We start from the raw sequence: 16,027 nt of genomic DNA on the forward strand, positions 1-16,027 counted from the left end.
TATCATGATTAAGTTAACTGGACTCTCTAAGAAATATAACGATACCTTGGTGGTTAGCCAGGCTAGTGCCCTGTTTCCATTAGGAGAAGTAACGTCCATCATTGGCCCAAACGGCGCTGGTAAAAGTACTCTCCTTTCGATGGCCAGCCGCTTAACAGAAAGCGATGCCGGAGAGGTACTTATCGCCGGCAAACCGCTTTCGCAATGGGATACCCAGGAGCTGTCCAAGCGCCTGGCTGTATTACGCCAGTCGAACAACATCAACATGCGATTTACCATTCGTGAATTGGTTGCCTTTGGCCGTTTTCCCCACAGCAAGGGCCGCCTGACAAACGAAGACAACCGCGTTATCGATGAGGCTCTCGAGCACCTGGATATCACCCATATCCAGGACAAGTTCCTCGACCAGCTCAGTGGGGGCCAGCGCCAAATGGCGTTCATTGCCATGGTAGTCGCACAAGATACCGACTACATCTTCCTCGATGAGCCGCTGAATAATTTGGATATCAAGCACTCGGTGGAGATCATGCAGACTATCCGCCGCCTTGCCCACAAGATGAACAAGGCCGTTGTTATCGTGATCCACGATATCAACTTTGCTTCTTGCTATTCAGATAATATCGTTGCGATGCGCAAAGGCGAAGTGATCAAGAGCGGTAAGGTAGAGGAAGTCATCCAGCAGGCAATTATGGAAGATATCTACAATATCCCATTCAAGATCCAAGAGGTCGATGGCAGCCGTATCTGTATGTATTACGGCTCTTGACGCACCTACAATTAAGGCGGCATTTTCGCCGCCTTAACACACTTTTCAGCCTTGGGCCTCTTTCTCTGCATCCTGTTTTTTAAGCACCTTGTGACCATCCTCCGTCACACCCTGCTTCCAGTAACTACTGAAGTAACACATTTTACGATCCCCCCCTCTGTCCGCAGTAATGTAACTGCGGATCGACCGCATTTCACTGAACTCACAGGCGCACCACACGGCCAAATCGGTACCATCCAGAGCTAGTGCTTTGACGCCATCGGACAGCGAGCCGTCGCCACTGATATTAACAACTAGCTCCATCCCCTCAGGAAGCGCCAGAGGCTGTACATCAGCCACTGTCGGTACGTCCAAGACCACATAGCCGGATGCACTGGCTGGCAACAACGCCAGTTTGCTTTGCAGCGCCGTTTGCGCCGTCATATCTGCCACCAGCAAGAAACGATCTGCAGCAACAGGCATCGCTTGAATCGGACGCGGGCCAACCAAAGAGATAGCGTCACCGACTTGCGCTTTAAGCGCCCAGCGAGAGGCGTAGCCACCGATTTCTGGCGTGATATCACCTCCTACTTCTGCTAACTCATGCTTGGCAATATCAATCGTTATCGTGCCAGCAGCACCCTCAGAAACAGCTTGATAGCCCGACACCGTAAAGGTGCGCATCATGGGTCTTTGCCCCTCAGGTAACTCACTGATATCCGTGCCGCCGTCAGCAGTAAACAGGAGCTTCACATATTGGCCTACACTGTCTTGAGAAAAATGGTGGCTCCCTTCACCGCCAAGCGTCAAACGGATCATATTCGGGGTGACAAGCTCGTTACCCACAACAGACAGTTGTTTTGGGTCCATCTTTGGACTCATCGCCTGGGCCATGGCATACTCCAAGTTAAAAGTGATAATGATATTGATTATCACTCATAAGGCTGTATTACTTCAACTTAAAGTTGGCCACCATCGCATTTAATTGACTATTGGTAACCGCAAGTTGCTCAGTACTGGCGACCGAGTCATCAGCGTTGCGATTAAGCTCGTTGATCATATCGTGAATGGCTATCATGTTCTTGTTCACTTCTTCCGTCACTACACTCTGCTCGTTGGCTGAAGTGGCAATCTGAGTGGTAAGATCGTTAATCTGACTAATGGAGTTAGTCATTGATTCCAAAGAGGCCATCACATTTGCTGTGTGCTCAACAGTTTGGGCGCAACTTCCCTTCGTCACATCCATCGACTGAACTACTACTGATGTCGCCTTACGTAAATCCGATAGCATGGTATCGATTTCAGACGTACTCTGCTGCGTTCTCGCCGCCAGTGCTCTAACCTCATCGGCAACGACTGCAAACCCCCTTCCCTGCTCACCAGCACGAGCCGCCTCAATAGCAGCATTAAGCGCAAGTAAGTTAGTTTGTTCGGCAATTTCACCTATCACATGGAGTACCGCATCGATTTTCTCGAAATCCTGACTCATGGTCTGTATAGATACCGACATACTTTCCACTTCCGTCGATAGTTGATTCACACTACTAGAAGCCACCTTCACGACATCTTTTGATTTTTCCGCTTCGGCATTGGTCGCATGGGTAAAGTCTGCAGCCCGATTGCCGCTATCCGCGACAGACTCCGCCGTTGCGCTCATTTCATTGATGGCCGTTACCACTTTCTCCGTTTCCTGAGTGTGGCGGGTGAGTAAGGACTTGTTGGAATCCGCTTTATCTTTCAGTGCTGCCACTTCATGCTGGATCGCCTGGCTTGACTGAGAGACTTCCAGCATCATTCTTTGCAGGTTTTCGATAAAATGGTTGATGCCCGAGGCAATCTTGCCCAAATCATCATTGCTGTAGACATCCAGTCGCCGGGTGAGATCCGCATCTCCCCGAGATAGACCAACAATAATGCTGCGCAGCGTGCTGAGATGTTTGAAAATAGTATTGATAAAAAGGACGCTCAGCGGAATGGAAATCAACGCCACCAGTACCAGCGCCATGGTAATGCTGCCGCTCAAGGCGTTGGTATTTTGCTGGATGTAACCACGATCAATGTAACCCGTCAGCGTCCACTGGCTATCGCCAACAGCAAAACGGTTGGTATACGGAATAAGATCGCCATCAATGCGATTACTAAAGACCTGTGTTCCTCTGCTATCTTCCAGATCGAAGTAACTCCCCGCAACAGAAGACTGCGACAGTAACTGTTGGGTGTTTCTCAAATCAAGATAAAAAATATCACCGCCATTGCCTCTGGGTACAGTAATGGATATCAATGGAATATCATTTTGATAAAAAATATCACTAACGCTTGTCCCACTGGTGCTATTTACCAGCTGAATGTAATGACTGGCTTCGGATTCATCATCAATGCGCCCTTTATCGGTAATGACAAAATCAGCTATCACTTTTGCTGCCGCATAAAACCCAGCTCGCTCTGTAACTTCTTGGATACTGGTAATATCTAGACTAATGTTCTCTGCAATCAATACCTTGTTACGAATATCATCATACAGCTTATCTTTGACCAAGCTAATCTGAGTATTAATACTTTCAGCATCACTGTCAAAAATATAGCGGCTGAGATAATAATTGACACTGAAGAATGAGGTAACCACAGTTGCTATTAATATAGCTATCAAAGTGATAATTATTTTTACTTTAAATGATAGTTTATTTGCCATATGTTATCCCTGTTTTGGCAAGAGTTTGATACAAGAAAAAACCCATAGACAAATGGGCATAAAGTACCATACATGCAGAGCCACAAAATAAATGTCGGTTTGATCGATAAATAAAAAAAAGGCCCGAAAGTCGGGCCAAACATTGGTAGGTATATACACTATTTTTTGTGTATAAGGACTTATTATTTGTTAAAAAATGCGCGCTTCAGTGCCATTTCCAGGCCACGAACTTCCGCCAAACCTTTCAGGCGGCCAATGGCTGAATATCCTGGGTTGGTTTTCTTTTTCAGGTCATCCAGCATCTGGTGACCATGGTCCGGACGCATCGGAATCAAGCGGGTATCACCTGACTCCTCACGGCGCTGCTCTTCTTCCAAGATAGCCATTACGACATTGTACATATCCACATCGCCATCAAGGTGAGCGGCCTCATGGAAGCTCAATTGGTTTTCTTCACGCTGCGTTGAACGCAAATGAGTGAAATAAATACGGTCACCATGTTGTTTGATCATGTTAACCAAGTCATTGTCGCCACGGACACCGTAAGAGCCAGTACACATGGTGATGCCATTGTTCTTGCTTGGTACTTCTGTTGTCAGCCAATCAATATCTTCAATGGTCGAGACAATACGCGGCAAACCAAGGATCGGTCGCGGTGGATCGTCGGGATGCACTGCCATCTTCAGCCCTGTGGCATCGCACACCGGCATCAACTCACTCAAGAAGTGCTTCATATGCTGACGAAGCTTATCTTTATCAATGCCAGCATAACGGTCAAGCTGCGCCTGAAACTCCTCAAGGGTATATCCTTCTTCAGCTCCCGGCAGGCCGGCAATAATGTTGCTCGTCAACTGAGCCACAGCCTCTGCAGACATGGCATTGAAATATTCCTGGGCCTCAGCTTGTTCCTGCGCAGAGTACTCTTCTTCAGCACCCGGACGTTTTAGAATAAATAATTCAAATGCTGCAAACGCAATTTGATCAAAACGTAACGCTTTAGAGCCATCCGGCATTTCAAATTCCAGATCGGTGCGCGTCCAATCTAATACCGGCATAAAGTTATAACAAACCGTATCAATACCGCATTCTGCCAAGTTACGTAGTGTCTGCTTATAATTATCAATCCACTGTTGGTAATTACCTGTTTGCGTTTTTATTTCTTCATGAACAGGCACACTTTCAACAACAGACCAAGTTAAACCTTTTTCCTCAATTATTGCTTTGCGCTTTAGAATTTCTTCTACGGTCCAAACTTCACCGTTTGGAATATGATGCAATGCATTTACAATTCCCGTAGCGCCTGCCTGACGAATATCATCAAGCGATACAGGATCATTAGGGCCATACCAGCGCCAGGTTTGTTCCATGACAATCACCTTTTATAGACACACTTAACCCGCTCAAAAATCTGAGTTAAGTACTTTACAATTTAGAATGCACAATTACGTAAAATAACTGCTTTTAAAGAGGCCAATAAAGACTCATTGGCCTAATTGAATTTGTCGGCGGTTTATTTTTCACCACCAAGGAGAACTACCGGATTCGAGCTAAATAAGTAGCCATCAAAATTCGGATCATCAATATCAGAAAGTTCTAACAGGCGTTGTTTCACATTCTCAAGGTGTTGCCACATGGCATTTTTCGCTGCAATCGGATCTTTGCGCTGCATTGCTGCTAATATACGCGCATGATCCTCAAGCCACTCCTGACGGTATGCTTGGTCAATAATGTGCGAGTGCAGCTTCTTCCACATCGGGCTTTGCTCACGTCGCTCCCAAGATTGCTTAAGCATATCGACCAATACTGAGTTTTGCGTGGCTTCGGCAATGCACATATGGAACTGTTCATCACCGATACATTCTTCGGCCCCTGAGGCAATCTCACTGCGCTCAAGATCCAGTGCCGCACGCATCTTCACAATATCACCCGGTGTCACCTGGATAGCGGCAAACTCGGCAATGTTACTTTCAAGCAACTGTCTGGCCTGCAGCATTTCGAATGGACCCGCATCGTCGCTGATCACATTCTCCCGGCTATTGGAGTGACTAGGAATATTCAGGACATAAACCCCAGATCCCTTCTTCACCTCAACAAGATTTTCTAGTTCCAGCATAATGATCGCTTCACGGACTACCGTTCGGCTGACATTCAGTCGCTCAGCGATATCCCGCTCCGGCGGTAATCGGTCACCTACCTTGTAGCGTCCATCGATAAGTTCTTGTCTCAACACCAAACCAAGTTCTTGGTAAGGACGTTTCGGTTCAAAGGGCATCATGATGATATTGTCACTTTTTTCCATTGCACTTATTCGCCATCATAACGACCAAACTTAATTGGTCAACCTCTTAATGTAAAAGTGTGGCAACACTTTGATTTTTATGATTACAACAGCTGTTTTCTTTGCTTATTGTACTGCTTTGATACGCTCTACGATTTCGTTCAGCTCAGGATTAGATTTCTCCAATGCGTCATACATTGGCTGTACCGCCTCTACAAACGCTGTCTTATTCGGTTTAACGAAGGTTACGCCCATTTTCTCAGCTTTCGCACGCTCTTTGGCTTCTGATTCTGCCCATAGCTCTTTCATCACTTCCATTGAGCTCATCGCCGCCTGCTTCAATGCCGCCTGGTGTTCCTCAGAAAGGGCATCATAGGCTTTGGTCGAGATAACCAAAACATCAGGAACCATAGTGTGCTCGTCTAGGCTGAAGTACTTAGACACTTCGCTGTGGCGACTTAGGCTGAATGATGGAATATTGTTTTCTGCGGCATCAACAACACCTTGCTGCAGTGCTGTGTATAGCTCACCGTATGCTAGCGGCGTTGGGCTACCACCCAGTGCATTTACCATGGCAATCGCCGATGGGCTTGGCTGAACACGGATCTTCATGCCTTTCAGATCTTCAGGCGTATTGATTGGTTTAGAGGTGTAGAAGCTACGTGCCCCCGCATCATAGTAAGTTACACCAATGAAACCACTGTCACGGGAAGACGCTAGGATTTCCTCACCCACCTCACCTTCTTTCACGTTGTAGTAGTGAGTCTTGTCACGGAATAGGTATGGAAGATTAAATGCTGAGTAAGCAGGGGCAAAGGCTTCAAGCTCTGCAGCGTTGGTTTTTACCATTTCCAGTGCGCCATTCTGCATCAGTTCCATTGACTCACGCTGGGTGCCCAGCTGCGCATCAGGGTAAATGCGGATACGCACTTCGCCGTCTGTTAGTTTGCGGACTTCTTTCGCCATGTGATCCATTGCTTTATGCACAGCATGGTCGCGCGGGTGGTTATGACTTAGCTTGAAGGTCGTTGCTGCGTAAGCAGAAGCAGTAGCACCAAAAGTAAGGGCAGCACCGATCACTGCAGTAAGTACACTTTTACGCGTCATCATTGTTATATCTCCGTGGAATTGGTTGTCCATTGTGTAGGGTATTTCTTAAGTACGGGGCCAATATTGCGGCCAAATCAGAAAACCGTCAAAACAAAAAAGCAAATTGATTGACCAATATCACAATAAAAACCCTCAAATTGGTCAACCAATTCAATTGTGACTTGGGTCACGTGACTAAAAATCACACCATCTTATAATCTCCACAGAAAAAGCGCGTGCTTAAACATAGCTAGATGACGTATCTGCTTACATTGGTTTACCAATATACAACTCTGAGCATGCTTATTTATTGCAAAGGAACTAAAGATGAATAAATTGGTTGGTTACATAAATAGAGGGTTGGCGATGTTTACCGTGTCTCTCTCTACCTTCCTGGTGTTCTGTGTGATCTGGCAGGTGATCTCCCGCTATATCATTGGTAAACCAAGTACCATTACTGATGAACTGGCGAGATATCTATTTATGTGGGTAGCCCTTATTGGCGCGGCTTACACCACAGGCCTCAAGCGTCATCTTGCCATTGACCTACTAACCATGAAGCTCAGCGGCAAAAGAAAATTGTTCAATGAGATCTTCATTCAGCTGGCCATCGCCGTCTTCGCTTTTGTTGTTCTTGTATACGGCGGTACTAACCTCGCGCTCAAAACACTTTCAACCGGCCAGGTTACCCCTGCGCTTGGTTGGGAAATGGGCTACATCTACTTCTGCCTACCAATCAGTGGATCACTGATGATTTTCTATTCGGCACTTTTCGCCTTCGAAAAAATTAAACAACTGGTATCTGGCGATATCTGCATTGCCGACCCGCAGCAAAACTAAATAAGCAAATCCAGCGGTGAATCACTTTTTTGATTTCACCATTGAACAAGATTTTATAAGAAGGATTCCACAATGGAATGGCAAGTCATTCTCACCCTATTCGGAAGCTTCGGCGTGTTACTCGCGCTGGGGATCCCTGTATCATTCGCAATCGGTCTTTCATCGCTAGCAACCATTATGATGAGCTTGCCGCTCGAGCCGGCGATCGCAGTGGTAGCCCAGCGCATGGCGGCAGGCCTCGATAACTTTGCCCTACTGGCTATCCCGTTTTTCATCCTAGCGGGTAACATCATGAACCAGGGCGGTATCGCCATCCGTCTGATCAATTTCGCCAAAGTACTGGGTGGACGCCTGCCAGGCTCTCTTGCCCACGTGAACGTGATGGCAAACATGATGTTCGGCTCTATCTCTGGATCTGCGGTTGCCTCTGCCGCTGCCGTCGGCGGGACTATGTCGCCACTACAGAAAAAAGACGGTTACGACGAGCACTTCTCGGCTGCGGTTAACATCACCTCTTGCCCAACCGGCTTGTTGATCCCGCCAAGTAACACACTCATCGTATTCTCGCTGGTCTCTGGCGGTACCTCTATTGCTGCTCTGTTCCTAGGTGGTTACATCCCGGGGATCCTAATGGGTCTGAGTCTAATGATTGTTGCCGGTATCATTGCCAAGCGTCGTGGCTACCCTGTCGCTCCTAGACCCTCACTGGCTGTGGTATGGGATACCTTTATCAAAGCCATGCCTTCGCTATTACTGATTGTTATCATCATGGGCGGCATCATCGGCGGTATCTTCACTGCGACAGAAGCCTCGGCGATTGCGGTTGTCTATACCTTCGTACTAGCGGTTATTTTCTACCGTGAAGTGAAAATTCGTGACCTACCGAAAATCATCCTAGAGTCAGCGGTAACCACCTCTATCGTACTGCTGCTGGTTGGCGCTTCGATGGGCATGTCCTGGGCCATGGCAAATGCCGACATCCCATACATGATTGCCGATGCCTTGCTGGCTGTCTCTGAAAATCCACTGGTTATCCTGCTTATCATCAACCTTATCCTGCTGATTGTTGGTATCTTCATGGATATGACTCCAGCGGTACTGATCTTCACCCCTATATTCCTGCCAATCGCACTGGATATGGGTATCGACCCGGTTCACTTCGGTATCATGATGACCTTCAACCTTGCTATCGGTATCTGTACACCACCGGTGGGTAGTGCCCTGTTTATCGGTTGTTCGGTAGCAAAAGTGTCTATCGAGAAGATCATCAAGCCGCTACTGCCATTCTATGCCGCACTTATCGCAGCACTATTGGCCGTCACCTTTATTCCTCAGCTAAGCCTGTTCCTGCCTAACTTGGTTCTTGGCTACTGATTTTAGGGACTTGTCCCGCAATCTATAACACGCAGAAGACTTCCCTGATAAACCCGCCCACCAACTCCAGTTGGTGGGCCAAAGGAAAAAGAAAATGGACACAATTTCAAATACTCCACTCAACACAAACGTCATTCGCCCAACCTTTGATCGTTCAGTACTGAAAAGCCGCATCGTTCACTTGGGTTTTGGCGCTTTCCACCGCGCACACCAAGCCTTGTTTACCAACGAGATGCTAGAAAAAACAGGCTGCGACTGGGGAATCTGTGAAGTTAACCTGTTTGGCGGTGAAGATCTTATTACCCAGCTCCGTGCCCAGGATCATCTGTATACGGTGGCAGAAAAAGGTGCTAAGGCAACCGACGTCAAGCTCATTGCTTCGGTTACTGAGTCCCTTCACCCTAACTTTGAAGGCAAACGTGCAGTTCTGGAAAAAATGTCTGAAGAGCAAGTCGCCATTATTTCGATGACGATTACCGAAAAAGGCTACTGTGCGGATCCTGCCACTGGCCGTTTGGACAAGAATAATGGCCTGATTCAAGCGGATTTGGCCAACCCTCGCGAGCCGAGCTCTGCCATTGGCTACATCGTCGAAGCCCTGCGTATCCGCCGCGAGCTTGGCCTGAAGCCATTTACCGTGATGTCTTGCGATAACGTGCAAGAAAATGGCCATGTTGCCCGTGCAGCCGTTTTGGATTTCGCCAATTTGGTTGACCAGGAGCTAGCGAGTTGGATTGAAGCCAATGTGACCTTCCCATGTACCATGGTTGACCGCATTGTGCCTGCTGCTACACCTGAGACTCTGGCTGAAATCACCGAGCTGGTTGGTGTGGCTGACCCATGCGGTATTGCCTGTGAACCGTTCCGCCAGTGGGTGATTGAGGATAACTTCGTTAATGGTCGCCCTGACTGGGACATTGCCGGGGCTGAGTTCGTTGCCGATGTTGTACCGTTCGAAGAAATGAAGCTGCGTATGCTAAACGGCAGCCATTCATTCCTTGCTTACCTTGGCTATCTTGGCGGCTACAAGCACATCTCCGACACCATGACCAATGAGAGCTACCGCAGGGCTGCATTTGACATGATGATGCAGGCTCAGGCCCCTACCCTCACAATGCCTGAAGGTACCGATCTTGAAGCGTATGCCAAGCTGCTTATCGAGCGCTTTACCAACCCAAGTCTGAAACACCAGACATGGCAGATTGCAATGGACGGTAGCCAGAAAATTCCTCAGCGCATGGGCGGCTCGCTTCACCATCACTTGGCTGTCGGTACTGAGTACAAGTGGCTAGCCATGGGCATTGCCGGTTGGATGACTTATATCAGTGGTGTTGACGAGGAAAATCAAGAAATTGATGTCCGTGACCCAATGGTTGAGCAGTTCCGTGAAATCTACCAGCAATACGGCAAAGAGCCTGCGGTTGTTAAAGCCATCCTGAGCATCGAAGCCATTTTTGGTACCGACCTAATCAAAAACGAAGGCTTCGTAGAAGCCGTGACCAAGGCTTACCAGCTTATTATCAGCAAAGGCGCACGCGCAGCCGTTGCTTCTCTTTAACCGATATTAGACACTGGGCGATGGCTGTCGCCCGGTGTCACTTTGGAGCTTATGATGAAAGACTTTCTTTGTGACGACTTCTTGCTTTCCAATGAAATTGCGCGCGTGCTCTACCATGACTACGCCAAGGACATGCCAATCTATGATTACCACTGCCACTTGAATCCGCAGGAAGTTGCGCAGAACCGCCGCTTCGATAACATCGGTCAAATGTGGCTAGAAGGCGATCACTATAAATGGCGAGGCATGCGCTCTGCAGGTATTCCAGAGGCGCTTATTACCGGCAAAGAGTCCTCTGATTTTGATAAATACATGGCGTGGGCCAAAACCGTTCCACAAACGCTTGGCAATCCACTCTACCACTGGACTCACCTTGAGCTTCGTCGTCCTTTTGGTATCACCGGCAAACTATTCGGACCGGATACTGCCGAAGATATCTGGCACGATTGCAATGAAAAGCTAGCAAGCCCAGAATTTTCGGCACGCGGCATCATGAAACAGATGAATGTGGTGATGGCCGGAACAACCGATGACCCTATCCATTCATTGGAATACCACAAAGCAATTACCGAAGACGAGAGTTTCGATGTCGAAGTCGCACCAAGCTGGCGTCCAGACCGCGCCTTCAAAATTGAGCTGGATGGCTTTGCTGAATACATGCAACTTTTGGGGCAAGCGGCTGATATCGAGATCACCTCTTTTGCCGATTTACTCACCGCGCTGGATCGCCGCCTTGACCATTTCGCAGCCCATGGTTGCCGCGCGGCAGACCACGGTATCGAGATTGTCCGCTACGGCAAAACACCAGCCGAAACAGAACTTAACAAGATGCTAACCCGCCGCCTAGCGGGTGAAGTGCTTACTGAAGATGAAGTCGACCAATTCAGCACGGCCGTACAGGTTTGGCTTGGCAAGCAATACGCCAAACGTGGCTGGGTAATGCAGCTACATATTGGTGCCCAGCGCAACAATAGTACCCGTATGTTCAAACTGCTCGGTGCCGATGCCGGCTTTGACTCTATCGGTGATCGCCCGTTTGCCTTCCAGCTTGCTTCGCTGCTGGATGACATGGATCTGACCAACGAACTACCTAAGACTATTCTGTATTGCCTAAATCCCCGTGACAACGAGATGATGGCGACCATGATTGGTAACTTCCAAGGTGGCGGCATCGCAGGCAAAGTCCAGTTTGGCTCTGGTTGGTGGTTCAACGACCAGAAAGATGGCATGCAGCGCCAGATGGAGCAGCTATCGCAGCTTGGCCTACTCAGCCAGTTTGTCGGCATGCTGACCGATTCTCGCAGTTTCTTGTCCTATACCCGCCACGAGTACTTCCGCCGTATTCTGTGCAACATGATTGGTCAGTGGGTACTAAACGGTGAAGTACCTAACGACATCAACATGCTAGGCAAAATGGTTCAAGACATATGTTTCAGCAACGCTAAACGCTACTTCACCCTACCGGGAGAGCAAGCATGAAACGCATTGCCCTCATCGGCGAGTGCATGATTGAGCTAAATGGCGCGCCGTTTAGTGACATGCACCAAATATACGGTGGTGACTCCCTAAATACAGCAGTCTATCTGGCTCGTTCGGCAGGCAAATCCGCTGAAATCAATTATGTGTCTGCCTTGGGCTGCGATGCTATCAGTGATGGCATGATTGCCCGCTGGCAGCAAGAAGGTGTTAGTACCGATTTGGTACTGCGAGATAGTTCCCGCCAACCTGGACTGTATTTGATCCAGCTAGATGATCAAGGTGAGCGTACCTTCCTGTATTGGCGCAACCAATCGGCAGCCCGGTATATGCTTCAACACCCTGATTTTACTAAGATGGCAGATAATCTCACCAAAATGGACATGGTATACCTCAGTGGGATCAGCCTTGCCATTCTGCCGAAAGAAGACCGCCAGCAGCTTATTGGGCTGCTGCAGCTACTGGCGCGCACTGGTGTCGAGATCCTGTTCGATACCAACTACCGTCCAGCCTTGTGGGCATCAGCTGAACAGGCCCGTGAATGCTACCAGCAGGTGTTTTCATTCACGGCCTTGGCGCTTGTCACCAACGACGACGAAGCCAGCCTGTGGGACGATAGCAACGAAGAAGAGACCTTGGAAAGACTAAAAGCCGCAGGCGTTCGCCAAGCGGTTGTAAAAATGGGTGCCAAGGGTAACTACCACGAGGACTTCACAACCCAAACCCGCACATTTGTCGCTACCACACCGGTTAAGCAAGTGGTCGATACCACCTCAGCCGGCGACTCGTTCAACGCCGGTTTCATGGCGGGTCTAATAAACGGAAAATCCCCGGTGAAATGTTCGGAGCAAGGCCATTTATTGGCTGGCACTGTTATTCAACACAAAGGCGCGATTATCCCAGCCCAAGCGATGGCGCAAATCCAATTTAACAAACAAGAACCTGCTCTCTGTGAGCACTAAATAAGGAAGACTCAACAATGAGCACTACGGCACAACAACTTGCACAAATTAAAATCATCCCAGTGATCGCTATTGATCGTGCTGAAGATATTATCCCGCTGGGCAAAGCATTGGCTGAAAACGGCCTGCCCGCTGCTGAAATTACCTTCCGTTCTGATGCAGCCGCTGAAGCCATTCGCCTGCTTCGTGAAGCGCAGCCAGAGATGTTGATTGGAGCGGGTACGGTACTAAACCGAGAGCAAGCCATTGCGGCCAAGGAAGCCGGTGCAACATTTGTGGTTTCTCCAGGCTTTAACCCAAATACCGTTAAAGCTTGCCAAGAGCTAGGGATTGAAATTGTCCCAGGGGTGAACAATCCAAGCGCAGTAGAAGCAGCGATTGAAGTGGGCGTAACAACGCTAAAATTTTTCCCGGCGGAAGCTTCAGGCGGCATCAATATGGTGAAATCTCTGTTGGCGCCTTACACCCAAATCCAGTTCATGCCAACAGGTGGCATCAACGCCCAAAACGTCAATGACTACCTTGCAGTAGATCGTGTCTTTGCCTGCGGCGGTACTTGGATGGTAGATAAAAAGCTTATCAATGAAGGGCGCTGGGACGAGATCGGTCGTCTTGCCCGTGAAGCCGCTGACTTGGTGGGCTAATGTCTAGAACCAAACTGACTGTTAGTCAATTTGGTATTAATGTCAGGCTTCCCGTGGGAAGCCTTTCTTTTTCCGTCTCCTTTTTTCATCTCTGCTAAAGATTGCATCTCATGAAAATCGCTTTTCTCTACACGCTAGAGGCTAACAAAATATTGTTTCGCCCCTATATCAACCAATACCTTGCCGACCATAGCGTTACGATTAGCCACCATGTCAACGAAGAGCTGCTCAAGCAAGCCATGACAGATGGCCTGACACCGGGTGTCATCAAACACGTCCAGCAGCAAATACAGCAAATAGCCCAAGACGGCGCAGACATCATTATCTGTACCTGCTCAACTATTGGTGATGCTGCAGAGCAAACGGCGGATATAGCTAGCCAGGTCATTCGTGTTGATAGACCTATGGCGGAACATGCGGTACTTACGGGTAACATCCATGTTCTGGCGGCTCTCGAAAGCACGATAGAGCCTACCATTGCCCTGCTCAATCAATGTGCAAAGCAACTTAACCAATCTCCAGAGATTTCATGCACCGTGGTTCCCAATGCCTGGCAGCACTACGCGAAGGGGGATGCGATTCTGTATGCCAAAGCCATCGCAAGGCATGTTGAGCAAATTGGTGATTCCTGCGCGACCATCGTCCTTGCCCAAGCTTCAATGGCACCGGCAGTTGAATATGTTCATCACACATCCCCACCGGTTTTATCGAGCCCAGCATTGTGCTGCCGATACCTGTCCAAACTGGTCAAAGTCAAGAGATCTAAGTAGAGATTTACCATGTTAGAACTTAATTTCGCCCAGAGTGTTGGCTTATTTGCTTTTCTTGTCGGTGCTTCTGCTTTTCTCCATCAAAACGGCAACCGGTTTCGCCTACACCTGACAGTTTTCCAAGTTGTATTATGCAGCCATTTTATTTTAATGGGGGCATTCACTGCGGCGTTTGGCTGTGGGATCAGTGCACTAAGAAGTTATGCTTCGACCAAAACCAAATCCAACAAGGTAATGTGGTTCTTTATTACCCTGCTATGGCTAATGGGCTTGCCGAGTTTGCAACATATTTATGAATTGCTGACCATTTTTGGTGCCTCAGTAGCAACGTGGGGGTTATTCCAGACTGAAGGGATAAAGTTGCGTATACTCATTTTGTTCAATTCTTTTTGTTGGTTGGCGAATAATTTACTTCTGGGATCAATTGGTGGAACACTAATGGAGTCGACCTTTATTATTGTCAACTTATACACTATATCAAGAATGCTTACCTCAAGACGGACAGCTTAATATATTTTTGTTATTTTGCCATTTTATCAAAAAAGAACACATCCACCTCAAAATAAAAAGCACATCATCTTTAATTATGATGTGCTTTATTTTTAATAATTTTAATAGCTTTAGGTTTACTAACACACAAGAGTAGAAATATAAAATACAGAGATCTTTCAGTTAAGCCGTTTCTAAAATGGCCTTCAACAAGCCCTGATCGTGAGTCATGCCTGGAATAAAGGCTAATTTGTCAGCTGACATCTTTTGCTTATCTGCGAGCTGAATATGGTTAACAGTCCAGACAACACAACCATTGTCGAGATTAAACAAGCTACGAACTTGAGAATATAAACAGCCATCATCATACGCATCAGATACCGCAGCCGCCCTTCCTTGCCATGCCCCCATCACCTTTTCTTGCGATACAGGAAGTTCAAGGTAGAGCATCTCGGGCTCAACATCTTTCACGATCTTCATGCACAGACGAGTCCGACCATTATCCAGCCTTTCGACCCACAACCGGTGTGGGATAGCACTGTCTTCCCACTCCAACATATTCATATAAGTATTCATTCAAACCTCTGCGTCATTAATTAAGTATTCTTTACTGACTTTAATTACTGCTTTCTTAACACTTGCAGGCTCAGAGGTAGCGACTAATGGACGATGAGGTTGTTCAGTATTGAAAATAATAAAATCATCTTTATACAAAGTAGCAAACTGCTCATCGACAATATCTTTACTAAATGCTACATCTTTATCTGCAATGAAATCTTCATCGATTGAATTAAAGGGGCTTTGGCTATAGCCGTACATTTCTTCCCCTTCCATTACAATTTGGACATCAATATATCGTTGGTGAATTTCTGACTTTGTTTCTGAAAAATTCTTTGTCTTATCGTCGACAATAAAATAGAAAACATCATCACCAATCACGGAATAGGTGCCTACTGTGCTATTTGATTGAATCTTTCGCTTCACCACTTGGATTAGTTCGATCAACGGATATGGAATATGGCGATAGCTTTCCAGAGAGCACAAATTACCTCTGTACACGTATACCTCGAGCAACTAATTTATTATGTGAATACATTATATACCAGCAACACG

The 16,027-nt window shown here is 47.5% G+C and carries 16 protein-coding genes; 9 read left to right on the forward strand and 7 right to left on the reverse strand.

Annotated elements, in window-relative coordinates:
* Positions 1–4 precede the first annotated feature (4 nt).
* On the forward strand, positions 5–766 hold the full coding sequence (locus C9J03_RS23905; protein ID WP_044621313.1) for an iron ABC transporter ATP-binding protein: 762 nt from the start codon (positions 5–7) through the stop codon (positions 764–766).
* Positions 767–811: 45 nt separating this feature from the next.
* Here C9J03_RS23905 and C9J03_RS23910 read toward each other — a convergent pair whose 3' ends face one another.
* The 5 genes from C9J03_RS23910 to C9J03_RS23930 form a co-directional block, all read right to left on the reverse strand.
* Positions 812–1,615: a siderophore-interacting protein gene (locus tag C9J03_RS23910; RefSeq protein WP_052829696.1), complete on the reverse strand. Its 804-nt coding sequence runs from the start codon at positions 1,613–1,615 to the stop codon at positions 812–814.
* A 79-nt stretch (positions 1,616–1,694) separates the two neighbouring features.
* Entirely contained in the window at positions 1,695–3,434 is a 1,740-nt protein-coding gene (locus C9J03_RS23915) for a methyl-accepting chemotaxis protein (protein ID WP_044621314.1), read from the reverse strand.
* Positions 3,435–3,616: 182 nt separating this feature from the next.
* Positions 3,617–4,801, reverse strand: a complete 1,185-nt coding sequence (uxuA, locus tag C9J03_RS23920) for a mannonate dehydratase (protein WP_044621315.1) — start codon at positions 4,799–4,801, stop codon at positions 3,617–3,619.
* A 143-nt stretch (positions 4,802–4,944) separates the two neighbouring features.
* A complete protein-coding gene (locus C9J03_RS23925) occupies positions 4,945–5,733 on the reverse strand; it encodes an FCD domain-containing protein (RefSeq protein ID WP_044621316.1) in 789 nt (262 codons plus the stop codon).
* 105 nt (positions 5,734–5,838) lie between these two features.
* A complete protein-coding gene (locus tag C9J03_RS23930; RefSeq protein WP_044621317.1) occupies positions 5,839–6,822 on the reverse strand; it encodes a TRAP transporter substrate-binding protein in 984 nt (327 codons plus the stop codon).
* 306 nt (positions 6,823–7,128) lie between these two features.
* On the opposite strand from C9J03_RS23930, the gene C9J03_RS23935 reads away from it, so the two are divergent.
* From C9J03_RS23935 to C9J03_RS23970, 8 genes are all read left to right on the forward strand, one after another.
* Positions 7,129–7,641, forward strand: a complete 513-nt coding sequence (locus tag C9J03_RS23935; RefSeq protein WP_044621318.1) for a TRAP transporter small permease — start codon at positions 7,129–7,131, stop codon at positions 7,639–7,641.
* Between the two features lie 72 nt (positions 7,642–7,713).
* Complete coding sequence (locus tag C9J03_RS23940; RefSeq protein WP_039463848.1) at positions 7,714–9,015, forward strand: TRAP transporter large permease; 1,302 nt, start codon at positions 7,714–7,716, stop codon at positions 9,013–9,015.
* 94 nt (positions 9,016–9,109) lie between these two features.
* Positions 9,110–10,573, forward strand: coding sequence for a fructuronate reductase (locus C9J03_RS23945; protein WP_044621319.1), 1,464 nt, complete (start codon positions 9,110–9,112; stop codon positions 10,571–10,573).
* A gap of 54 nt (positions 10,574–10,627) precedes the next feature.
* On the forward strand, positions 10,628–12,052 hold the full coding sequence (gene uxaC, locus C9J03_RS23950) for a glucuronate isomerase (protein WP_044621320.1): 1,425 nt from the start codon (positions 10,628–10,630) through the stop codon (positions 12,050–12,052).
* Entirely contained in the window at positions 12,049–13,011 is a 963-nt protein-coding gene (locus C9J03_RS23955) for a sugar kinase (RefSeq protein ID WP_044621321.1), read from the forward strand. Before uxaC ends, C9J03_RS23955 begins: the two co-directional genes overlap by 4 nt.
* Before the next feature lie 17 nt (positions 13,012–13,028).
* Positions 13,029–13,655: a bifunctional 4-hydroxy-2-oxoglutarate aldolase/2-dehydro-3-deoxy-phosphogluconate aldolase gene (locus tag C9J03_RS23960; RefSeq protein WP_044621322.1), complete on the forward strand. Its 627-nt coding sequence runs from the start codon at positions 13,029–13,031 to the stop codon at positions 13,653–13,655.
* Positions 13,656–13,765: 110 nt separating this feature from the next.
* Positions 13,766–14,425, forward strand: coding sequence for a hypothetical protein (locus C9J03_RS23965; RefSeq protein ID WP_044621323.1), 660 nt, complete (start codon positions 13,766–13,768; stop codon positions 14,423–14,425).
* Positions 14,426–14,434: 9 nt separating this feature from the next.
* Positions 14,435–14,935: a YgjV family protein gene (locus C9J03_RS23970; protein ID WP_044621324.1), complete on the forward strand. Its 501-nt coding sequence runs from the start codon at positions 14,435–14,437 to the stop codon at positions 14,933–14,935.
* Between the two features lie 162 nt (positions 14,936–15,097).
* Here the strand turns inward: C9J03_RS23970 and C9J03_RS26805 are convergent, their stop codons facing one another.
* Both C9J03_RS26805 and C9J03_RS26810 read right to left on the reverse strand, forming a co-directional pair.
* Complete coding sequence (locus tag C9J03_RS26805; protein WP_044621325.1) at positions 15,098–15,490, reverse strand: hypothetical protein; 393 nt, start codon at positions 15,488–15,490, stop codon at positions 15,098–15,100.
* Positions 15,491–15,973, reverse strand: a complete 483-nt coding sequence (locus tag C9J03_RS26810; RefSeq protein WP_044621326.1) for a NanQ anomerase/TabA/YiaL family protein — start codon at positions 15,971–15,973, stop codon at positions 15,491–15,493.
* Positions 15,974–16,027 lie beyond the last annotated feature (54 nt).

This window comes from Photobacterium gaetbulicola (assembly GCF_003025515.1).
In the GTDB taxonomy this organism is placed as follows: Bacteria; Pseudomonadota; Gammaproteobacteria; order Enterobacterales; family Vibrionaceae; genus Photobacterium; species Photobacterium gaetbulicola.